General features: G+C 71.2%; 19 protein-coding genes and 1 pseudogene. 11 read left to right on the plus strand and 9 right to left on the minus strand.

Annotated elements, in window-relative coordinates:
* Window positions 1-28: 28 nt before the first annotated feature.
* Window positions 29-1,072, minus strand: a complete 1,044-nt coding sequence (locus tag ACL02O_RS26165) for an ABC transporter permease (RefSeq protein ID WP_412820818.1) — start codon at window positions 1,070-1,072, stop codon at window positions 29-31.
* A complete protein-coding gene (locus tag ACL02O_RS26170; protein WP_412820819.1) occupies window positions 1,069-1,791 on the minus strand; it encodes an ABC transporter ATP-binding protein in 723 nt (240 codons plus the stop codon). The genes ACL02O_RS26165 and ACL02O_RS26170 overlap by 4 nt, the downstream gene beginning before the upstream one ends.
* Window positions 1,792-1,879: 88 nt before the next feature.
* On the opposite strand from ACL02O_RS26170, the gene ACL02O_RS26175 reads away from it, so the two are divergent.
* From ACL02O_RS26175 to ACL02O_RS26210, 8 genes and pseudogenes are all read left to right on the plus strand, one after another.
* Window positions 1,880-2,539, plus strand: coding sequence for a response regulator transcription factor (locus ACL02O_RS26175; RefSeq protein WP_412820820.1), 660 nt, complete (start codon window positions 1,880-1,882; stop codon window positions 2,537-2,539).
* 70 nt (window positions 2,540-2,609) lie between these two features.
* Window positions 2,610-3,593, plus strand: coding sequence for a sensor histidine kinase (locus tag ACL02O_RS26180; protein ID WP_412820821.1), 984 nt, complete (start codon window positions 2,610-2,612; stop codon window positions 3,591-3,593).
* A 361-nt stretch (window positions 3,594-3,954) separates the two neighbouring features.
* On the plus strand, window positions 3,955-4,239 hold the full coding sequence (locus ACL02O_RS26185) for a type II toxin-antitoxin system Phd/YefM family antitoxin (RefSeq protein WP_412820840.1): 285 nt from the start codon (window positions 3,955-3,957) through the stop codon (window positions 4,237-4,239).
* Between the two features lie 20 nt (window positions 4,240-4,259).
* Complete coding sequence (locus ACL02O_RS26190) at window positions 4,260-4,553, plus strand: type II toxin-antitoxin system RelE family toxin (protein WP_412820822.1); 294 nt, start codon at window positions 4,260-4,262, stop codon at window positions 4,551-4,553.
* 708 nt (window positions 4,554-5,261) lie between these two features.
* Window positions 5,262-5,453, plus strand: a pseudogene (locus ACL02O_RS26195) (phosphoketolase family protein); the annotation flags it as partial.
* A 303-nt stretch (window positions 5,454-5,756) separates the two neighbouring features.
* Window positions 5,757-8,129: a phosphoenolpyruvate synthase gene (gene ppsA / locus ACL02O_RS26200; RefSeq protein WP_412820841.1), complete on the plus strand. Its 2,373-nt coding sequence runs from the start codon at window positions 5,757-5,759 to the stop codon at window positions 8,127-8,129.
* A 99-nt stretch (window positions 8,130-8,228) separates the two neighbouring features.
* Window positions 8,229-9,251, plus strand: coding sequence for a hydroxyacid dehydrogenase (locus tag ACL02O_RS26205; RefSeq protein ID WP_412820823.1), 1,023 nt, complete (start codon window positions 8,229-8,231; stop codon window positions 9,249-9,251).
* 299 nt (window positions 9,252-9,550) lie between these two features.
* A complete protein-coding gene (locus ACL02O_RS26210; protein WP_412820824.1) occupies window positions 9,551-10,168 on the plus strand; it encodes a GNAT family N-acetyltransferase in 618 nt (205 codons plus the stop codon).
* 91 nt (window positions 10,169-10,259) lie between these two features.
* On the opposite strand, the gene ACL02O_RS26215 is transcribed toward ACL02O_RS26210, so the two are convergent.
* The 4 genes from ACL02O_RS26215 to ACL02O_RS26230 all read right to left on the minus strand — a co-directional run bounded on the left by ACL02O_RS26215 (window position 10,260) and on the right by ACL02O_RS26230 (window position 16,115).
* Complete coding sequence (locus tag ACL02O_RS26215) at window positions 10,260-11,327, minus strand: glycerophosphodiester phosphodiesterase family protein (protein ID WP_412820825.1); 1,068 nt, start codon at window positions 11,325-11,327, stop codon at window positions 10,260-10,262.
* Between the two features lie 150 nt (window positions 11,328-11,477).
* Window positions 11,478-13,772 (minus strand): DUF4153 domain-containing protein, encoded by a 2,295-nt coding sequence (locus ACL02O_RS26220; RefSeq protein WP_412820826.1) that lies wholly within the window; start codon window positions 13,770-13,772, stop codon window positions 11,478-11,480.
* Between the two features lie 81 nt (window positions 13,773-13,853).
* Complete coding sequence (locus ACL02O_RS26225) at window positions 13,854-14,855, minus strand: 2-hydroxyacid dehydrogenase (RefSeq protein WP_412820827.1); 1,002 nt, start codon at window positions 14,853-14,855, stop codon at window positions 13,854-13,856.
* A gap of 63 nt (window positions 14,856-14,918) precedes the next feature.
* The gene (locus ACL02O_RS26230; protein ID WP_412820828.1) at window positions 14,919-16,115 is read right to left on the minus strand and encodes a hypothetical protein; all 1,197 of its coding nucleotides are present in this window, start codon (window positions 16,113-16,115) and stop codon (window positions 14,919-14,921) included.
* Window positions 16,116-16,253: 138 nt separating this feature from the next.
* On the opposite strand from ACL02O_RS26230, the gene ACL02O_RS26235 reads away from it, so the two are divergent.
* The gene (locus ACL02O_RS26235; protein ID WP_412820829.1) at window positions 16,254-17,171 is read left to right on the plus strand and encodes a lytic polysaccharide monooxygenase auxiliary activity family 9 protein; all 918 of its coding nucleotides are present in this window, start codon (window positions 16,254-16,256) and stop codon (window positions 17,169-17,171) included.
* A 2-nt stretch (window positions 17,172-17,173) separates the two neighbouring features.
* Here ACL02O_RS26235 and ACL02O_RS26240 read toward each other — a convergent pair whose 3' ends face one another.
* The 3 genes from ACL02O_RS26240 to ACL02O_RS26250 form a co-directional block, all read right to left on the minus strand.
* Window positions 17,174-17,638: a hypothetical protein gene (locus tag ACL02O_RS26240; RefSeq protein WP_412820830.1), complete on the minus strand. Its 465-nt coding sequence runs from the start codon at window positions 17,636-17,638 to the stop codon at window positions 17,174-17,176.
* A gap of 79 nt (window positions 17,639-17,717) precedes the next feature.
* The gene (gene mgrA / locus ACL02O_RS26245; protein ID WP_412820831.1) at window positions 17,718-18,707 is read right to left on the minus strand and encodes an L-glyceraldehyde 3-phosphate reductase; all 990 of its coding nucleotides are present in this window, start codon (window positions 18,705-18,707) and stop codon (window positions 17,718-17,720) included.
* A 23-nt stretch (window positions 18,708-18,730) separates the two neighbouring features.
* On the minus strand, window positions 18,731-18,892 hold the full coding sequence (locus ACL02O_RS26250) for a hypothetical protein (RefSeq protein ID WP_412820832.1): 162 nt from the start codon (window positions 18,890-18,892) through the stop codon (window positions 18,731-18,733).
* Window positions 18,893-18,958: 66 nt separating this feature from the next.
* Here ACL02O_RS26250 and ACL02O_RS26255 point away from each other — a divergent pair, with 66 nt between their 5' ends.
* Together ACL02O_RS26255 and ACL02O_RS26260 are read left to right on the plus strand one after the other, a co-directional pair.
* Window positions 18,959-19,927: an aldo/keto reductase gene (locus ACL02O_RS26255; RefSeq protein ID WP_412820833.1), complete on the plus strand. Its 969-nt coding sequence runs from the start codon at window positions 18,959-18,961 to the stop codon at window positions 19,925-19,927.
* A 6-nt stretch (window positions 19,928-19,933) separates the two neighbouring features.
* Window positions 19,934-20,431, plus strand: coding sequence for a hemerythrin domain-containing protein (locus ACL02O_RS26260; protein ID WP_412820834.1), 498 nt, complete (start codon window positions 19,934-19,936; stop codon window positions 20,429-20,431).
* Window positions 20,432-20,489 lie beyond the last annotated feature (58 nt).

Below are 20,489 nucleotides of genomic sequence, written 5' to 3' on the forward strand. Positions count from 1 at the left end.
TTGGCCCGGCCCGGCATTGCTGCGTTCGTCAGCCGCGGAAACGGCGGATGCGGTAGAACGCGTACCCGCCGAGGAGTGTCGTGAGCAGCGCAAACAGCGCCAGTTCCCACCACTGGAAGGTCCAGTAGCACTCGCCGGATTGGTAGGTGACGACCTCGTGGTACTTCTCGTTGATCGCCACGACGCATTCGCGCATCCGCTGCCGAACGGCTTCCGGAGCCGGGCCGGCCGGACCCCGGGGCCCCTGGCCGAGCGTTGGGCAGGTCGCCCGCAGAACCTGGTCGGTGAGCGGCTCTCCGGCGGCATCGACGATGCGGACGGACTGGATCCAGGCGTTCGGGATGTCTGGCGTGCTCGGTTGTAGTGTGCTCGGTCCGACGCCGAGCAGGATGTTCCCGCCCGAGCCGTACCCGGTGGTGTCGGGGTCGAGCGGCATGGACACTACCCGCGGAGCGACCGCGAGCGGCCGGATCCACTCGGTCACCAGGATCCGGACTGTCAGCAGGCCGGCCAGGGTAAGGGCCATGGCCGGCAGTGTCCGGCGAGTGACCAGGCCCGCGGTCATGCCGAACGCGAAAGCGAACAGCGCGTACCCGGTTGGCGCGATGTTGCGCTGGTCGAAGGTGCCGTAGACGGCCGCCGCCGCGTGGTCCAACGGTGCGGCCCACCACGTGACGAGCGCGCTGAGCAGTGCGGTCGCCACGGCAGTCGCGGTGCCGGCGACCGTCAGCTTCACCGCCAGCCAGCGGGTCCGGCTGATGCTCTGCGCCCAGACCAGTCGATGGGTGCCGGCTTCGAACTCCCGGGCGATCAGCGGTGCACCCCAGAACGCGCCGATCAGCGCGGGTGCCACGATCACGACGAGACCGAAGGCGGTTCGCGTGGCCGTGTTGTCGAGTGCGAACGTGGTGAGGGCGGGGCAGTGGGGGTCCGATCCGCAGGCGCGCTGCGCGGCTGCGGCGGCGTCGGCGAAGTGCGGCCGGGTCGCCAGGACCACTGCGGCGACCGCGAGGAGGCCGACCACGGCGGTCCAGGCCGAGATCCGGAACTGGCGGAGCGCGAGCCGGATCATGCGGTCTCCCCTTCGTCGGTCGTTCGGCCGAGCTCGTCCAGGACCACGCGCTCCAGCTCGGTTGGGGTGGCGCTCAGGCCCGCGGTCGCGGCGGCGAGCCGGATCCGACCCCCGGCAACGACCACCACGTGGGTACAGGTGTGGGCCAGATCGGCGACCAGGTGCGTGGAGAGCATCACCGCGGTGCCGGTGGCCGTCGCGGCCGCCACCGTCTCGTCCAGGAACGCGCGGCGCGCGAGCGGATCAAGGCTGGCCACCGGTTCATCGAGGACCAGCAGGTCGGGGCTTTTCGATAGGGCGAGGGTGAGCGCCAGCTGGGCGCGCTGTCCGCCGGAGAGCCGGCCGGCTCGCTGCTGGGGCGGCAGTGCCAGCCGTTCCACTCGCTCCTTCGCTGCGGCTGCGTCCCAGCGGTGCGGGTTGAGTCCCGCACCCAGGCTCAGGTGGTCGGCGACGGTCAGGCCGGCGTACGTCGGGGCGTTCTGCGCGACGAACCCGACTCGACCGGACCGCATCGCCGCGTCAGGGGTGCTGCTGAGCACTCGGACGGCGCCCGCCGTCGGGGATAGCAGGCCCACGATCAGCTGCAGCAGGGTGGTTTTGCCGGCGCCGTTCGGTCCGACCAGGCCGACGATCGCGCCCTCGGGCACGGCCAGTGTGCAGTCGCGTAACGCCCACCGTCGCCAGTATCTCTTGGCGAGCGCTTCGGTCTCCAGGATCATGCTGCCGATTTCTACGCCGGCACCGGTGACAGCCCGGTCACAAGCGGCCGTCACCGTGCTGTCACCAGTTGGGTGGCATGCTCGGCCCATGCGGGTGCTAGTTGTCGAGGATCACGAGCTGCTCGCTCGGACGATCGGCGTCGGGCTGCGCCGCGAAGGAATGGCCGTGGACGTCGTCACCGACGGAGGTCAGGCACTGGAACGCCTGGACCTCGCGCCGTACGACGTGCTTGTGCTCGACCGCGACCTGCCGACCGTCTCCGGCGACGACGTGTGCCGGCTCGTCGGCGAGCGCGGCCTGCCCGCCAGAGTCCTCATGCTCACCGCCGCGGCCACGCTCGCCGAGCGGGTACACGGTCTCGATCTCGGTGCCGACGACTACCTGACCAAGCCGTTCGACTTCCCCGAACTGGTCGCCCGGGTCCGGGCGCTCGGCCGCCGGTCCGGCCCGCCCGTGCCACCGGTGCTGCGCTTCGCCGACGTGGAACTGGACCCGGCCCGCCGGACCGTCACCCGCGCGGGTCGGCCGGTGGCGCTGAGCCCGAAGGAGTTCGCGGTGCTGGCGCACCTGCTGGCTCGCCCAGGCCAGGTGGTGTCCGCGGAGGATCTGCTCGACCACGTCTGGGACGAGGCCGCCAACCCGTTCACCACCACGGTCAAGACCACGCTCGGCCGGCTCCGGGCCAAGCTTGGCGAGCCGTCGATCATCACGACGGTCCGCGAGGGCGGGTACCGTGCCGGCGGCTGAACGGCCGCGGCTGCGTACCCGGCTCGCGGTTCTGTACGCCGCGACGGCGGTCGTCCTGGGCGCCGTACCGGTGGCCGTCGTCGGCCTCGGCGCGTGGACCGGCCGATCCACTCAAGCGGTCGGTGCCGTAGCTGGCGGAGGGACTGCGAGCAGCACCGGGCCGGTGCTGGTGGCTGTCGTCGTGGGGTTGATCGTGGTGGCGCTCGTGGCAGCTCCGATCGGGTGGGCGCTCGCCGGGCGGGCGGTGCGACCGCTCCGGGAGCTCACGTCTGCAGCCGAGGGCGCCACCGCCGACCGGTTGCCCGAACACGGCGAACTTGGCCGGTACGAGGAGTTCGCCGACCTGTCTGCCACGCTAGCCGGGCTCTACACCCGGCTCGACGCCGCCTATGCCGCACAACGCCGCTTCGTCGCCGACGCCTCGCACGAACTGCGGACCCCGCTGACCGTCCAGCGGGCGCTGATCCAGGTCGCGCTCGCCGATCCGGACGCCGACGCGACGTCGTTGCGCGCCGGGCACGCGGAGCTGCTGCGCATCGGGGACCAACTGGAGCGGTTGGTCGCTGCCCTGCTGGCGCTGGCGCAGGGCCAGCAGGGCCCGGTGGCCACCGAACCGGTCGACCTGGCCACGCTCGCCACCGAGGCGGTGACGGCACGCAGGTCCGCAGCCGCCGGCCTCACCATCCGCACCGACATCCAGCAGGCCGTCGTGGCACGCTCCGATCCGACGCTGCTAGCCAGCCTGATCGGCAACCTGCTGGACAACGCGATCCACTACAACCTCGACGGCGGGCGGATCGATGTCGAGACGCGCTCTCGTGGGACGCGGGCGGTACTCGCGATCAGCAACACGGGTCCCGTTGTGCCGGAATACGCGGTCGACCGGATTCTGCGACCGTTCCAGCGCCTCGTCGCGCCCCGGAAGCAGAGCGGAAGTAGCGGACTGGGGTTGGCGATCGTGCGTGCCATCGCTGACAGCCACGGGGCGGACCTGCGGGTGGTACCAAACCCGGGCGGCGGACTTACCGTCACGGTCGACTTCGCCGCTGTCTGATAGCTCGTCGATGTATGAGGTTGCCCCGGCAGGACTGGAACTCGGCAGCACGGCGCACGCGAAGCGCTACTGATCGCGACGCGTCGCCCGGCCTCCGACCGGTTTGACCATGACAATCGGCCCCTGAGCTGCGCACACGCGGTTCAGATACTGCCACGTCCGGTCCACCCGACGTGATCTCACTGTTGAGCTGCGCATGTGCGGTTCGCATGACGGGAGAGTGTCACCGTTGGATGGCGGTACGCGAGTCGCAGAGGCGGCCTTCATGGCACGCGGCCCGGCCGATCGACGGCCTGCTGAGCCGCTGGTTGATGTTGGCTCCGGTTGGCCATAATTCTGACCGGTCGCTATAGTGGCTTTCATAGAGACCATTCCCATCACGGAAGCCAAGGCCCGGATCGCCGAACTCGCCGACCGGGTCGCCCGGGAGCACGACCACTTCACGATCACCCGCAACGGTCGCGCCGACGTGATGTTGATCTCTGTGGCCGAGTACGAGTCGATGCGGGAAACGCTCGACCTGCTGTCCGACGACGAGGCCCTCGCAGACCTGCGTCAATCGCGAGAGGACTTCGCCGCCGGCGACACGTTCTCGATGGACGAGGCTCGCGCCGAGTTGGAGCGGCGTCGAAGCAAGGCGGCCTGATGCCCCCGGGACGCAAGCGGGTGGACGACCGTACCAACGAACCGCCCAGCCCATACACGGTGATGTTCTCCCGACAGGCCTGCCGCAATCTCCACGAGGACCTGCCCTTGGAGGTGGCGATCGCCGCGACGGAGACTATTCAACACGCGATCGCGGTCAACCCCTATCGGGTTGGCAAGCCATTCGACGAACCCTTCGACGGCTTTTACTCCGCTCGCCGCGGCACGTACCGAATCATCTACCGGATCAACGAGGCCAAGCGAGTCGTGGAGATCCACTCGATTCGCCACCGGCGCGACGCCTACCGTTCGTAGGCGCACCCGAGCGGGGATCGGGGGGGCGTCCGCTACGGATGCGGCGACGCTCATCGGGTGCAGCCTCGGCCCTGCAAGCTGGGGCAGTGGTAGCGGCTCGCCGGCGACGGTCAGGGCGTGGTTCGCATGGTGGTACCTCCGGCCTACTTGCATTTTCGCGGGTGAACCGGCATCAGTAAGCGACTGGTGCCGGTTTGTTGTGATCTGTGGTTACAACAGCCGCCCTCGTCGCCAGCCCCGGCGATGCTGCTGCCACAGCCCGACCTCGACCTCATCTTCGGTGGTCTCGTCGTCTGCGGCCACGTTGTCGGCCGGCGAGTTGTCGTCCGGTGCCGCCCAGCCGCAGGTCCGGCGCACCTCACCCGGGCGGCCGAACGTCTCACCGTACCGACGCTGTGCCGGAGCGAGCGCCTGTCGCCGCTGTCACCGCGGGCAGTCGGATCGGCGGCATGTTCAAATTTGCCTCCTGGTGTCGGCGATTTGCCCAGCAATCACCGTTTCCTCACTAACCTCGATCTGGAAGAGATCGGGAGGTGGGGTAATGGGTCGACGGCGGTCGAGAGCGGATGGCATCCGTCCTTCGGGGGGCTGCGCTGGGGCCTCGGGCCGACGATCGGGGATGACCTCGGCGACGACGGTCTGAGGACCGCGGATGAACCGCGAGCCGGATCCTGGACAGGTACTCAGCGGGGAGGGAGTGGCAGCGCGAATGCCTACTGGCGCGCCGCCAACAATCTTGCTGCGGGCCAGATCTACCTCATGGCCAACCCACTGCTGCGTGAGCCGCTGCGCGCAGAGCACGTCAAGCCTCGTCTGCTCGGCCACTGGAGTACCCGCCCGGGTCTGAATCTGGTCTGTGTACATCTCAACCGGTTGCGCAGAAACGGTGACCTGACGGCCGGCCAGTTGGGCAGCGCGGTCGCGTTCATCCGATCCTCTGTGTGGTGGTCGAGGATGCCGAGGCTGGGGTGCAGGCAGGGCGGCCGAGCGAGCTCGCCATCGGCGTCGACCGCACCGGCCATCCGAGTAGCTCCGCGCTCATGGCGCCGATGTGGTCGTCGCCGATATGGCCGAGGCGGAGGTTCGGCAGGGCACCCGGCTGTCGGGGTTCACGGGCCGCGACACGAGCCCGGTGAGATGCCGCACTGCTGGCTTGACTGTCCTGCATCGTCGAGAAGAAGACCGCGAGGAGACCGATGCGCCATGGCTAGCACCGCATACGTTCGCTGGTTCGAGAAGGTGGGCAACGATGACGTCGCGAGCGTGGGTGGGAAGAACGCCTCCCTCGGCGAGATGATCCGCCACCTCCGGGCCAAGGGAGTGCGGGTACCGGGCGGTTTCGCGACGACGGCGGACGCCTACCGCGCGTATCTCGAGCACAACGCTCTCGGGAGCAGGCTGCGCGAGCTGACGCAGGCCCTGGAGCGGGGCGAGCGGTCGTTGGAGGAGGTGGGCGGGATCATTCGGCGGGCGATTCGCGGCGGCGAGTTCCCGAGCGACATCGATCAGGCGATCCGCGACGCCTACCGGGAACTGTGCCGCCGCAACGAGGTCGAGGACGTCGCGGTTGCCGTCCGCAGCAGCGCGACCGCCGAGGATCTGCCGGAGGCGAGCTTCGCCGGGCAGCAGGAGACCTATCTCAACGTTCGAGGCGGCGATGACCTGCTGGATGCCTGCCGAAGGTGCTACGCGTCCCTGTTCACCGACCGCGCCATCAACTACCGCCAGCAGCGTGGGTTCGACCATCTGAAGGTCGCCCTGTCCATCGGTGTGCAGAAGATGGTCCGGGCCGACCGTGCCTGCGCCGGCGTGATGTTCTCGCTCGACACGGATACCGGATTTCCCGACGTGGTCGTGATCAACGCGTCGTGGGGACTGGGCGAGACGGTCGTGCAGGGTGCCGTCGACCCGGACGAGTACCGCGTGTTCAAGCCACGGCTCGGCAAGGCCGGCGTGGTTCCGATCCTCGGCAAGACCGTCGGGAGCAAGAAGAAGAAAGTCATCTACGCGTCGGGTGGCGCTGCCACGACGAAGAGCGTGGACACCCCAGCCGCCGAGCAGAAACGCCTGGTGTTGACTGACGACGAGATCCTGTCGCTGGCCGAATGGGCTGCCCTCATCGAAGAGCACTACGGCAAGCCGATGGACATGGAGTGGGCCAAGGACGGCGAATCGGGGAATCTCTACTGCGTGCAGGCACGGCCCGAGACGATCCAGGTTCGCAGGCAGGCCGCGGCATTCAGGACGTACCGCCTCGTGGAGCCGGGGGAGGCGCTGGCCACGGGGGTCGCGATCGGGGAGGCGATCGCCGCCGGCCGGGTGAAGGTCCTGCACAGCCCGAGCGAGATGGACCGGTTCGAGGACGGCGACGTGCTGGTCACCCGACGCACTGACCCGGACTGGGGTCCGATCATGAAACGTGCGGCGGCCATCATCACCGATCACGGCGGGCGAACCAGCCACGCCGCCATCGTGAGCCGGGAGCTCGGCGTCCCCGCAGTCGTCGGGACCAACTCCGCGACCAGGGACCTCCACGACGGCGAAGGCGTGACCGTGTCCTGCGCGGAAGGGAGTGAAGGACACGTCTATCACGGCACGCTGCGGTACGAGGAACGCGACATCGATCTCGGGACGCTCCCGAAACCACCGGTCCGGATCATGATCAATCTCGCCGAACCCGACGCGGCGTTCCGCTGGTGGCGCCTACCCGTACATGGCGTGGGACTGGCGCGGATGGAATTCATCATCAACAACACCATCAAGATCCACCCGCTCGCCCTGGCCCGGTTCGACCAACTCGAAGACGGCGAGGCCCGCGCCCTCATCGAAGAGCTCACCTCCGGCTATGCGGACAAGACGGAGTACTTCGTCGACCACCTCGCCCGTGGCGCCGCGACGATCGCCGCCTCCCAGTACCCCGATCCGGTCATCGTCCGGATGAGCGATTTCAAGACCAACGAGTACGCCAAGCTGATCGGGGGCGCGCAGTTCGAGCCGCGCGAGGAGAACCCGATGCTCGGCTTCCGGGGAGCCTCCAGGTACTACAGCGACCGTTACAAGGACGGGTTCGCCCTCGAATGCCGGGCCATTCGAAAGGCAAGAGAGGTGATCGGCCTCGACAACATCGTGGTGATGATCCCATTCGTCCGCAGCCCCGAGGAGGCGGATCGGGTCATCGCGGCCATGGCCGAACACGGACTGGAGCGCGGGAAAGCCGGACTGCAGCTCTACATGATGTGCGAGGTGCCGTCCAACGTCTTCCTGGCCGAGCGGTTCGCCGAGCGGTTCGACGGATTCTCGATCGGCAGCAACGACCTGACCCAGCTGCTCCTCGGCGTCGACCGCGACTCCGAGGTGCTGAGCGGCCTGTTCGACGAGCGGAACGACGCCGTCAAGACGGCCATCGCCCAGGTGATCGAGCGCGCGCACCGGAGCAGGTGCAAAGTCGGTATCTGCGGCCAGGCGCCGAGCGACTATCCGGAGTTCGCTCGCTTCCTCGTGGAATGCGGCATCGACTCGATCTCCCTCAATCCGGACAGCGCCCTCGACGTCATAGGAAAGCTGGGCGGCGTCTAGCCGCGGCCGTGGCGGGCATGCAAGGTCGCTCGCCGCCTCGTGGCGTGATGCGTTTTGAAGCGGAAATCCTGACCGAAGGGCTGCGTCATGAAGATCTGCGTGTTCGAGGTGGAGAGCTGGGAGCGCGACGCATTCAGCGAATTGAGCGGCGAGCATGAGCTCACGTTCACGAGTGATGTCATCACCAGCGAGAGCGCAGCCAGGTATGCCGACGCGGAGGCCATCTCCACGTTCGTCTACTCGAAAGTCGGCAGTGACATCCTCGACGCGCTGCCGAAGCTGAAGATCATCGCATCACGCTCAACAGGCATCGATCACATCGACACGACTGCGTGCAAGGAGCGCGGCGTCACTGTCTGCAACGTTCCCAGCTACGGCAAGAACACCGTCGCCGAGCATGTCTTCGGCCTGCTGCTGATGATCAGTCACCGGCTCGAACAGGCCGTGGACCGCACGCGGAAGGGCGACTTCTCGTCAAGGGGACTACAAGGTTTCGATCTACTCGGCAAGACGCTGGGCGTGATCGGCACCGGGGACATCGGCACCGCCGTGATCCGTATCGCCAAGGGCTTCGGCATGCGGGTGCTCGCCTTCGACGTCAAGCACAACCAGGCCGCCGCCCACCAACTCGACTTCCGGTACGTCGATCTGGACTCGCTCCTGCAGGACTCCGACGTCGTGACGCTGCACGTTCCGGCGAACCCGAAGACCCACCACCTGATCGGTCAGGAGCAGTTCGCCAGGATGAAGGACGGGGTGGTGCTGATCAACACCGCCAGAGGCGACATCGTCGACGTTCGAGCGCTGGCCCGTGCCCTCGCAGACCGCAAGGTCGCCGCCGCGGGGCTGGACGTCCTGCCGAACGAACCGGTGATCCGCGAGGAGGCGGAGCTGCTCCGGTCGGTCTACGAGCGACAGCACGATGTGGCCGCCCTGCTGGCCGACGAGATCCTGGTCCGAATGGGAAACGTCATCGTGACCCCGCACAGCGCCTTCAACACTCGGGAGGCCGTACAGCGCATTCTCGACACCACCATCGACAACCTTCAAGGATTCATGCGCGGTGCCGCGATGAACGTGGTGGTGAGCCCCGTACCGGTCGCAGCGGGACAAGGGTCCTGAGACGACAGGCGGGGCCCCGATCCCCCGTTCCCGGCGGGCCTGCGTGACCGGCTGGGCCACGCGGCTTCCCGGTCGAGCACGGAGTTGGCGGTGACTGAGCGGTCGCCACCTGGTTCCCTCGGCTCGGGTTGCTCAGCAAACTGCTCGAGCACCCGGGCGGCGCGCCGACCCCATGACCCGACTCGGCGTTCACCGGCCGGGTCAGGCCGGGACCGCCTTCGGCCACGGCCGAGGGCTCGCAACCGGCGGGCGGGCAATTCGGATCGCGCCGCCGAGGTCGGCGTGCGATGGTGGGCCCCGTGCCCCAGCCGATCATGCACAGCGACCGCCTGCTGCTGGTTCCCCTCGCCGACCACCACCTCGAACTGGAGATCGAGCTTGACTCCGATCCGGAGGTGCTCCGCTATCTGTTCGGCCGGGCGCACACCCGGGACGAGGTCATCGCCTCGCACGCCCGGCGGATGGCGTTGGGCCGCAAGGTGGACGGCCTGGGCTACTGGATGGCGTTCGGGTCCGCCGGCGGGGAGCCCGGCCCGAGGCCGCCGGCCCGTGCGGAGGAGGGCGAGTTCGTCGGACTGCTGATGCTCCCCCCGGCGCACGGCCCCGACCAACCCGACGACCCCACCGTCGCCGACCTGGGCTACCGCCTCGTCCGCCGGTACTGGCGGCAGGGCCTGGCCAGCGAGGCGTCCCGCGTGCTGTTGCGGCATGCCTTCGACACCGTCGGGCTGCGCCGGGTGATCGCGCAGACGATGACGGTGAACGCCGGCTCCCAGGGCGTGATGAAGGCCGTCGGCATGCGGTACGTGCGGACCTATTTCCCGCCCTGGGACGACCCGCTGCCGGACGCCGACCTCGGCGAGGTCGAGTACGAGATGACCCGCGAGATGTGGGCGGAACGCCGTGGTGACCGCTGAGGACGCCGGGCCCCCGGCCCCGGCCGCCCGCCGGGCGTGACCTGCCCGGCAGGCGGCAGCCACCCTCCGGCGGGTCGCCCGGAGCCCACGGTCAGCGCGGCTCGTACGCCTTCGGCAGGCGCATGCCCCGCTCCGCCATGATCTCGCGTACCCGGTTCGGGTAGTTGGTGATGATCCCGTCCACGCCCAGGTCGATCAGCGCCTCGACGGTGGCCGGGTCGTCACAGGTCCACGGGATGACCTTCAGGCCCCGGGCGTGCGCCTCGGCCACCATCGTGGCGTCCGGGTAGAAGCGGAAGCCCGGGTCGGCGACGGTGCCGTTCTGGGGGAAGCCGTAGTTGGGGGACAGGGCGGTCACGCCGGGGATGGCCGCGGCGGCCCGGACGAAGTCACCGTCGAAGTCGTCCGCGTCGAGGCCACCGAGCCACGGCGAGGCACCGGGCCTGCCGACCTGGAGAAAGTCGTAGTTGGTGAGCGCCACCAGCGGCCACCGGGAAGCGAGCCGGTGCATCACCCGCAGCGCACCCCAGTCGAAGGACTGGATGGTGACCTGGTCCTCGATGCCCGAGGCGCGGATCTCCTCGAACACCCGGCGGACGAACAGCTCGCGCGGGGCGGTCTGCTCCGGTGCCCCCGCCTCGACCTTGGTCTCAATGTTCAGCGTGACCTGGTGGGCGTGCCAGTCCCTCACCAGGCTCAGGACGTCCCGCAGCTCGGCCATCCGGACACCGGGGATCCGCTCCTGATCCGGGAAGCCGGGCAGCTGCTGGTAGCCGCAGTCCATCGTCTTGATCTGCGCCAGAGTCAGATCCTTGATGTACCTCCCGACGTACGGATACATCGGATCCCCGAGGGTCACCGGCGCGGTGTCCCGGCACTTCTGCGCGCTGACCCGCCGGTCGTGCGTGACCACCACCTTCTCGTCCTTCGTGACCTGGGTGTCCAGCTCCAGCGTGCTGACCCCGAGCCGCATGGCCTTGGCAAAGCCCGCCAGGGTCTCCTCGGTGGTCAGGCCGATGCCGCCGCGGTGCGCCTGCAGGTCGAAGTGGGTCTTGTGCGGCAGCACGCCGGGACCGGTGCCGGTGGCAGCGTGCGCGGCCGACGGCGTGGCCAGCACCGCCCCGACGGCCAGCGCCGCCAACAGTCGACGGACGGACATGGGATACCTCCCCATTGCTCGGATGACGCTGCCGAAGCTAGGCGGGGGGTCGGTGCCCGTCGTGGCCCTGGCGTGAGAAGGCCGTGAACGTTCGCGGACGCGGAGGGTACGCCGGGCCGGGCCGCACCGATGCGCGGCCCGGCCGCGAAATCACCGCGGACCGCGGGTTTTGGGCAGGTCGAACTGGTCGGCCTTGCGGCAGTCCTTCGGGCCGCCGATCGCGCCCGGCCCAAGCCGGTCGAGGGCCTGCCGGGCCCGGTACCGGCCCAGGTTCCAGGCGTACCAGGGGTCGGACTGCTTCAGGTCGTCGGCGATCCAGCTCAGCGTGCAGCGGCGTACCGGGTCGGGAAGCTGGCTCAGCGCGGGCGTGGCGTCGGCGGAGAGGGCCCGCAGGTACCAGGCGTCGATCTTGCCGGTCTGTTCGTACCGGACGATGTTGCGCTGGGCCGCGTAGTCCTCGGGGTTGAGCACAGCCAGGCCGAGCAGCATCACCACGGCGAGCGCGACGGTGGTGCCCGGGATCCACCGGCCCTGCCACCGCAACCCGGCCGCCAGGATCATCAGGAACACCACCCCGAGCAGCAGTTCGAACGCCATCACGAAGATCCGCTCGCCGGTGAAGCTGTAGACCTTCTGGTACGTCCACATCCGGGACAGCGCCGACACCACGATCACCACACTGAGCGCGCTGAGCAGGCCCAGCAGGACGCGCAGCACGGTCCGCTCGACTGGGCGCTCCCGGCCGGCCCACCGGCTCACCCCGCCGAGCACCGCCAGGGTCAGCAGGGTGACGAAGAGCAGCTGCCAGAAGCCGCTGCGGGCGTACTCGGAGTAGCTGAGCCCGGCGACCTTCTGCACGTGCCGCTGCCCGCCGAAGAGCACGGTGAACTGCACCGCGACGAAGCCGGCGAAGAGCAGCGTCAGCGCCCCGATGGCCGGGGCCCACTCCAACAGGCCGAGCCGGCGGCCGGTGGGCTTGTCGACGGTGGACAGGTCCGGCGGGGCGGCCAGGGTGTAGACCGCCGCGACCGCGATCAGCCCGCCGACCACCGCCAGGAAGATCCCCCGGAACACCGACGCGACGTTGATGTCGGGGACGATCGCGCTGAGGACCTCGTTGAACGCCGCGTCGGCCGAGGCGAGCAGGGCGCCGAAGATCAGCAGGACCAGCACGGTGGCCGCGACCGAGCCGGCGACCCGGCGCACCATCCCCGCGTCGGGGGAGGCGGTGACGTGCCGGCGTACCCAGGGCAGGCCGCGGAACGCCGCGAACGGCGTGGCGACCAGGCCGAACAGGATCGAGCGGACGAGCCGTCCGCCGACAATGGCCAGGGTCGCGCAGCCGAGCGCGCCGAGCACGCAGAAGGTCACGAGCCACCAGGCGTTGCGGAAGGCCAGCACGGCCAGCAGCGCCAGGGCCGCCGCCGCCCAGCCGCCGCGGATCAGCCGCTCGGCGCTGGGCAGCTCGGCGGTCCGCCGCCGTACCGCCAGCAGCACGCCGAGGGTCAGCGTGAGCCAGCCGAGGAACCAGCCGATGCCGACCCGGCTCAGCGGTACGAAGAACGCGGTGCCCAGCGCGCCGGCGAGCACGCCGAGCGGGACGGACCGGCCGGCGGCCTGCTTCGGCCCGGGCCAGCGTGCGCCGAGGAACGACGTCCGGGGCCCGCGCGGCCGGGGGGCCCAGGACGCCCCGGGCTGGGGCGGGAAGGTCTGCCAGGGCGGCTGCGCGGGGTACGGCGGGCCCGGAACGGGTCCGGGCGCGGGCCGGCCGGTGACCGGCGGGGTGGGCCAGGGGGCCGGCTGCGCGACGGCCGCCGCTGTCCCGGCATCCGGTGTGCCCGCGGCCTCCTCCGTCGCCGCTGTCCCGGAACCGGGTGTGCCCGCGGCGTCCGTCGCGGGTGTCCCGGACGGCCTCCCGGCGGTGGGCGGGTCGGCGGGCCGCGTGGGGCCGGCTGCCGTGGCCGGGGCGGTGCCGGCCTCGGCCGGGGGCTCCGAGTCGTCAGCGGCCCCGGCGGGGCGAGCTGCGGAGGCGTGGGTGGCCGACGCCGTCGGGTCGTCGGGCCGGTCCGCCCGCCCCGCCGCGTCGTCACGCGGGGCTGCCCCGGCGGCCTCGACGGCCGGCGCGGTGGCCTGGACGGGTACGCCCGGCGCGGGCACCGGGACCCGGTGCGCGGTCGGCGGCCCGGGGACGGCGGCCGGCGCATCCCCGCCCACCGGCACCAGCGGCAGGAACAGCGCGTACCCCCGGGTGCCGGGCGGCACCGTCACCGGGATGGCCCAGGCGGGCTCGCCCTCCCGGCCGGGCCACACCATGGGGGGCGGAGCTCCGTCCGCCGTGGGCACGGCGAGAAGGTACGGGGTGACGTCGGCGGGGACGTCATCGGCCGCGCTCCCGGCTGCGGCGGCGGTCGGGGGTGAGTCCGGGGTGGACGGCGGCTCGGACACCAGCACGCTCCTCGTTGATCACAGGGTGCCCGTCACTGTAGGGCCCGGGGTGGCCCAGCGCCGTCCCGGTCGTTCGTTCGGTCAGCAGACCCGGGCCGGCCCGGTGACCCCGTCGGCGCCCTCACGCTCCACGGCGGTGAGGTTGGCGATGGTGGTGGCGGCGATGTTGTGCATCGCCTCCTCGGTGAAGAACGCCTGGTGACCGGTGATCAGTACGTTCGGGAAGGTGCTCAGCCGGGAGAAGTCGTCGTCCCGGAGCATCTGGTCGGAGAGGTCCTCGAAGAACAGGTCCGTCTCCTCCTCGTAGACGTCGAGGCCGAGGTGGCCGATCCGGCCGCTCTTCAGTCCCCGGATGACGGCCCGGGTGTCGACCAGCGCGCCCCGGCTCGTGTTGATCAGCATCACCCCGGGGCGCATCTGCGAGATCCGCTCCTCGTCGATCAGATGGTGCGTGTCCGGGGTCAGCGGGCAGTGCAGGGTGACCACGTGCGACTCGGCGAGCAGCGTCTTCAGCGGCACGTAGGTGACGCCGGCGGCGAGCGCCTCGTCGTTCGGGTACGGGTCGCTGGCCAGCACCCGGCAACCGAACCCGGCCATGATCCGGGCCACGCAGACCCCGATCCGGCCGGTGCCGACCACGCCGACGGTCTTGCCGTGCAGGTCGAAGCCGAGCAGCCCGGTCAGCGCGAAATTGTGCTCGCGGACCCGGTTGTACGCCCGGTGGATCTTGCGGTTGAGGGCGAGCACGAGCCCCACGCAGTGCTCGGCGACCGCGTACGGCGAGTACTCCGGGACCCGGACCACGGTGATCCCCAGCCGGGTCGCGGCAGCCACGTCGACGTGGTTGTAGCCCGCCGACTGCAGGGCCACGAGCCGCACGCCGGCCTCCGCCAGCCGATCCAGCACCGGCGCGCCCAGGTCGTCGTTGACGAAGGCGCAGACGGCGTCCGCGCCCGCCGCCAGGGCCGCGGTCTCCACCGAGAGCCGCGGCTCCAGCAGGACCAGATCGTGCCCGGCCGCGGCGTTCGCCGTGGTGAGGAAGTCCCGGTCGTACGGCTTGGTGCTGAAGACGGCCACCCGCATGCCGAACACGGTAGGGCCACCACCCGCCCGGCCGCGGCGTGCTCCCAGCAGGCGGGCGCCCGCTCACCTCACGGTGGTGGTCTCCTCGACCGCGTTGTCGGTCGGATCGGGGTCGTACTCGTCGCCGATGGCCCGGGTCCGGCCGGTGACCGTGCCCGGGCCCTGCGGGCGCAGCGTGACCGTCACGGTCGTGGTCGCACCGTCCGGCAGCAGGCCCAGGTCGCATTCCATCCGCCCGGTGACGGGTAGCTGGCAGCCGCCCTGCGATGCCCCGACGGAGAGCAGGGCGAGGCCGCCGGACACCGTGGTCGACCACTCGTGCGTCAGCTGCACGGCGGACGGCGACGGACCGTGGTTGGTGACCGTCAGCGTCCAGGTGAACGGCCGCCCCGGTGGCGTCGGGTCGGCGGACTCGCCGATCGCCACGGCGAGGTTCGCGGCGGGCAGGGTGGTGAACGTGGTCGAGGCGGCGTTGTCAGCCGGCTGGGGGTCCGGCTGGTCCGCCGTGACGGAGCCGGAGATGGTCCAGTCGCCCGGCCCGGCGGCGGTCAGCGCGATCGGACCCGACTCGCCGGCGGACGGGGGCAGCGACGAGCCGCCCCGAGTGCAGACGCTGCCCGTTCCCTCCGTAACGCACGACGCGCCCGAGAGGACGGTCAGGCCGGCCGGCATCCGCAGGGTGGTGGTGACGCCGGTGGCGGGCGCGGGACCGGCGTTGGTGACCTCCACGCCGATGAAGAAGGTGGCTCCCGCGTAGACCGTGGCGAGCGGCGGGCTCAGCTGGAGCGCGAGGTCGGCCTCGGTGGGGGCGTCGACCGTCGTGGTCACCGTCCGCGTGTTGTCGGACAGGTCGGCGTCGGGCTCGGCGGCGGACGCGGTGAAGGTGACCGATAGCAGGCCCGCCTCGGTCGGGCGGAGCGCGATGATCAGCGGGCTCGCCGCGGCCGACGCCGGCAGGGTGCCCAGGTCGCAGGTGACCAGGGTCGGTGTGCCGGCGCACCGGGAGTCCGAGTCGGCGGCGAGGAACGAGGTACCGGCGGGCAGCGGCGCGGTCACCACGGTGGCGGTGGCCGCCCCGGGGCCCCGGTTGAGGACGGTGGCCTGGTAGGTGACGGTCGCCCAGGCCTGGACCGGGTCCGGCTGGCCGGAGGCGGACAGGACCAGGTCGACCGGGTCGGCCGCCCGCGCCGGGGCGGCGGTGACGGCGACGGCGACGGTGCCCAGCAGCAGAGTGGTCAGGAGGCGGGTGAGACGTGACATGGCGTCCCTCTTCCCTGTCCTCGACGGTGAGGACATGGCGGCATCCAATCAGGGCAATGTATCGCTGAGTCGGCTGTCCCGCGCGCCTGTCGAACCGATGCCGTCGCCGGTCCGTACCAGGGGGCGGAGGTCGATCACATGGCCGTACGCCGAACGTTCGCCGCGGTCGCGGCTGCCGCCGCGACCCTGCTGCTCACCGCCGCGCCCGCCGCCGCGCACGGTGCCCCCGTCAGCCCGCTGAGCCGGGCGGCGGCCTGCGGCCCGGAGGGCGGCCGGGCGGGCACGCCGGTCTGCCGGGCGGCCGTCGCCGCAGGGGCCGCCGTGCGCGAGTGGGACAACATCCGGGTCGCCCGGGTCGACGGCCGGGACCGGGAACGCATCCCGGACGGGGAGCTGTGCAGCGGTGGGCTGTCCGCGTACCGGGGGCTGGACCTGCCGCGCGCCGACTGGCCGGCCACCACGCTCACCGCCGGTGCCCGGTTCACCTTCCGCTACCGGACCACGATCCCGCACAGGGGCACCTTCCGCATCTACGTCACCACCGGCTCGTACGACCCGCTGCGGCGGCTGGCCTGGACGGACCTGGAAAAGAAGCCGTTCCTGACGGTCACCGACCCGCCCATCCGCGACGGCGCGTACCAGATGTCGGGGCGGCTGCCGTCGGGGCGGAGCGGGCGGCACATCATCTACGTCATCTGGCAGAACTCCAGCACCCAGGACACCTACTACTCCTGCTCCGACGTGGTGTTCCGGCCGGCGGCGGGCGCTCCCTCCGGGGCGCGCGGCGGGGCTGCGGTGACCCCGGCGGCCCCGCCGCGCACCGTCGGGCCGGCCTCGGCCGGCACCGGGGCGGACGTACCCGCGCAGGGGGTGCCGGTGGCGGCGGTGACCGACACCGGCGGCGCCCGCCGGCCGCTGGTGGTCGGGGCGGCGGTGGGGGTCGCCGCGCTGCTGGCGGCGGCGGTCGGGCTGCGGCGGCGCCAGGCCGGCAGCGCCCCGGTCGGCCGGCCCTGCGGGATCCGCAACCACCGCGCCGGCCGTCGCCGGGTCTGGTGAGGTCAGTCCCCCGAGTAGCCCCAGAAGTGCAGCTCGGCCGGATCGCCGGCGGCGTGGTGCAGCACCACGCACCGGCCCATCCACCGGCCCCGGACGAGGTCGTCCAGGGCGTCGAGGTGGTCCCGGGTCGGCCGGTCGGTGCCGGCCGTCCGCCGGGACTCGTCAGCGGTGACCATCTCGACCGTGCAGTGCCCGGGTTCCTCGCCTGGGCGCAGGACCCGGGCCATGTCGAGGATCGAGTGGGTGCCGTCGTAGGCGACCTGCTCCGCAGCGATCAAATCGGTCAGCGAGGCCGGCGGCGGGACGGCCGCCCGCTTCTCCGCCGGGACGTCCTCGTTGCTGACCCAGTAGCCGCCCTCGGCCCACCAGTAGTCGCCCTCGGCGAAGACCCGCTTGTGCAGTTCCCGCAGCGCCGCGTCCGGGTCGGCCTGCCAGGGGACGGTGTAGCTCCAGCCGGACGCGCCCATCGGACCTGCCTTTCGTCTCCGGACCGCACCGCCGCGGCACTCCGGAGACGGACGTTAGCGGCGCGGTCCGACAACACAGTCAGCCGAGGTGGCGCTCGATCTCGGCCAGCTCCTCGGCGGTGAGGTCGAGGTTGTCCAGTGCGGCGACGTTCCCCTCCAGCTGGGCCACGCTGCTGGCCCCGATGATCAGGCTGGTCATCCGGGGGTCGCGCAGCGCCCAGACCAGGGCGAGCTGGGCCAGGCTCTGGCCGCGCCGCTCGGCGACCTCGGCCAGCCCGCGGATGGTGGCCATCTTCTCCGCGGTCAGGTCGCTCTCGTTGAGGAAGACGCTGGTCCGCACTCGCGAGTCCGCGGGGATGCCGCCCAGGTAGCGGTCGGTGAGCAGGCCCTGCGCCAGCGGGCTGTACGCGATGCAGCCCGCCCCGGTCTCCGCCAGGGTGTCCAGCAGCCCGTCGTCCTCGGTCCAGCGGTTGAGCATCGAGTATGACGGCTGGTTGATCAGCAGCGGCGTGCCCAGTTCGCGCAGGATCGCGGCGGCCCGGGCGGTCTGCTCCGAGTTGTAGTTGGAGATGCCGACGTAGAGCGCCTTGCCGGAGCGGACGATCGCGTCGAGCGCGCCCATCGTCTCCTCCAGCGGAGTGTCCGGGTCGAACCGGTGCGAGTAGAAGATGTCGACGTAGTCCAGCCCCATCCGGCGCAGCGACTGGTCCAGGGACGAGATCAGGTACTTGCGGGAACCCCACTCGCCGTACGGGCCGGGCCACATCAGGTAGCCCGCCTTGCTGGAGATCACCAGCTCGTCCCGGTACGGCTTCAGGTCAGTGGCGAGCATCCGGCCGAAGTTCGCCTCCGCCGCCCCGGGCGGCGGGCCGTAGTTGTTGGCCAGGTCGAAGTGGGTTATGCCGAGGTCGAAGGCGCGCCGGACGATGTCCCGCTGCCGCTCCGCCGGCCGGTCCGGCCCGAAGTTGTGCCACAGCCCGAGGGAGATGGCGGGCAGGCGCAGCCCGCTGCGCCCGGTGCGCCGGTAGGGCATCGAGTCGTAACGCTGATCAGCGGCGAGGTAGGTCACGCCCCGACCCTAGTGGCCGCCGGTCACAGGTCGCGGCGCAGGCGGGGCAGCTCCCGGCCGGTGGACGGGGAGATCGATGTGCCGGCGGGGGCCGCGCCGACGTGCCGGTAGCAGGGCTCCGCGCCCGGGTCCGCATCGATCCACAGGGTACGGGCGCCGGCGGCGCGGGCCGCCGGGAGATCCACCGGGCCGTCGTGCCGGCGCGCCCGGAACGGGCATGCCGGACCGCCGTTTTGGGTAGCTTCGAGGCCATGCGCTTCGTCCCGCTCGACACTCCCCGGCCCATCTCCAAGATCGGCCTGGGTACCTGGCAGTTCGGGTCCCGGGAGTGGGGCTACGGCCCCGACTACGAGCGCCGGGCCGCCCAGATCGTGCGGCGGGCCCTCGACCTCGGCATCACCCTGTTCGACACCGCCGAGATCTACGGCTTCGGGCGCAGCGAGCGCATCCTCGGCGCGGCGCTCGGCGAGGACCGGGCCAAGGTCGTGGTGGCCACCAAGATCTTCCCGGTGCTGCCGGTCGCCGCCGTCGTGCAGCAGCGGGCGGTCGCCTCCGCCGCCCGGCTCGGCGTCACCGGCATCGACCTCTACCAGGTGCACCAGCCCAACCCGGTGGTCGCCGACACCACCACCATGCGCGGCATGCGGGTCCTGCAGGACGTCGGGCTGGTCGGCGAGGTGGGGGTCAGCAACTACAACCTGCGCCGCTGGCGGTCCGCCGAGGCGGCGCTCGGCCGCCGGGTGCTGAGCAACCAGGTCCGCTACAGCATGGTCGACCGCCGCCCCGAGCAGGACCTGATCCCGTACGCGGCGGAGGCCGGCCGGATCGTCATCGCGTACAGCCCGCTCGCGCAGGGCTTCCTGTCCGGCCGCTACGACGCGAAGAACCCGCCGAGCGGGGCGATCCGCCGGGCCAACCCGTACTTCCTGCCGGAGAACCTGGAACGCGGCACCGACCTGATCGCCACCCTGCGCGAGGTGGCCGACGCGCACGACGCCACGCCCAGCCAGATCGCCCTGGCCTACCTGCTGCGCCACCCGAACGTGGTGGCCATCCCCGGCGCGTCCGGGGTGGAGCAGGTGGAGCGCAACGCGGCCGCCGCCGAGATCGACCTGGCCGACGACGAGTACGCCGCCCTCGTCACCGCCGCCCACGCGTTCCGGCCGGTCACCGGGCTGGCCGCCGTACCCAAGCTGATCCGTGCCCGTACCGGAAGGTGAACCACGATGGACGACATCACCGCGCTGATCCTCGACGACCACGCCGCCTTCCGGCGTGGCTTCGCCCGGCTCGACGACGCCCGCGACCCGACCGAACTGCTTGCCGTCTGGGAGGCGCTCGCCCTGCACCTGGACATCCACGCCGAGGCGGAGGAGGCGATCCTCTACCCGCACCTGGTCCGGCACGGGGACGACGGCGAGGACGAGACCGAGGACGCGATCGGCGACCACAACAAGATCCGGGATGCGATCGCCGATTCGAAGCGGTACGAGGTCGGCTCCGACGAGTGGTGGGCGGCGGTGTGGCGGGCCCGCCGGGAGAACAGCGAACACCTCGCCGAGGAGGAGGACGAGGCGCTGCCGGACTTCCGCAGGCACGCCAGCGTCGAGCTGCGCGCCGAACTGGGGGCGCGGTGGTTGACGTTCTACGGCGAGCACAAGAACGGCCGGAACCTGCCCTTCCTGGACAAGAACCCGGAGAAGTATGTGACCGATCATCGGTGACTCCTGCGCCGGGGGTTCCGGGGCAGCCCGACCCGCTCCGGGCGGTCACGGCCGGCGC

The organism is Micromonospora mangrovicola, from assembly GCF_047200535.1.
In the GTDB taxonomy this organism is placed as follows: domain Bacteria; phylum Actinomycetota; class Actinomycetes; order Mycobacteriales; family Micromonosporaceae; genus Micromonospora.

What these genes read in the sequence shown, in the direction of transcription:
- ppsA (WP_412820841.1), top strand. Translation starts at nt 5,757, where the DNA reads ATGGCTAGCACCGCATACGTTCGCTGGTTCGAGAAGGTGGGCAACGAT.
- ACL02O_RS26260 (WP_412820834.1), top strand. Translation starts at nt 19,934, where the DNA reads ATGGACGACATCACCGCGCTGATCCTCGACGACCACGCCGCCTTCCGG.
- ACL02O_RS26240 (WP_412820830.1), bottom strand. Translation starts at nt 17,638, where the DNA reads ATGGGCGCGTCCGGCTGGAGCTACACCGTCCCCTGGCAGGCCGACCCG.
- ACL02O_RS26225 (WP_412820827.1), bottom strand. Translation starts at nt 14,855, where the DNA reads ATGCGGGTGGCCGTCTTCAGCACCAAGCCGTACGACCGGGACTTCCTC.
- ACL02O_RS26170 (WP_412820819.1), bottom strand. Translation starts at nt 1,791, where the DNA reads ATGATCCTGGAGACCGAAGCGCTCGCCAAGAGATACTGGCGACGGTGG.
- ACL02O_RS26235 (WP_412820829.1), top strand. Translation starts at nt 16,254, where the DNA reads ATGGCCGTACGCCGAACGTTCGCCGCGGTCGCGGCTGCCGCCGCGACC.
- ACL02O_RS26230 (WP_412820828.1), bottom strand. Translation starts at nt 16,115, where the DNA reads ATGTCACGTCTCACCCGCCTCCTGACCACTCTGCTGCTGGGCACCGTC.
- ACL02O_RS26215 (WP_412820825.1), bottom strand. Translation starts at nt 11,327, where the DNA reads ATGTCCGTCCGTCGACTGTTGGCGGCGCTGGCCGTCGGGGCGGTGCTG.
- ACL02O_RS26175 (WP_412820820.1), top strand. Translation starts at nt 1,880, where the DNA reads ATGCGGGTGCTAGTTGTCGAGGATCACGAGCTGCTCGCTCGGACGATC.
- ACL02O_RS26165 (WP_412820818.1), bottom strand. Translation starts at nt 1,072, where the DNA reads ATGATCCGGCTCGCGCTCCGCCAGTTCCGGATCTCGGCCTGGACCGCC.
- ACL02O_RS26255 (WP_412820833.1), top strand. Translation starts at nt 18,959, where the DNA reads ATGCGCTTCGTCCCGCTCGACACTCCCCGGCCCATCTCCAAGATCGGC.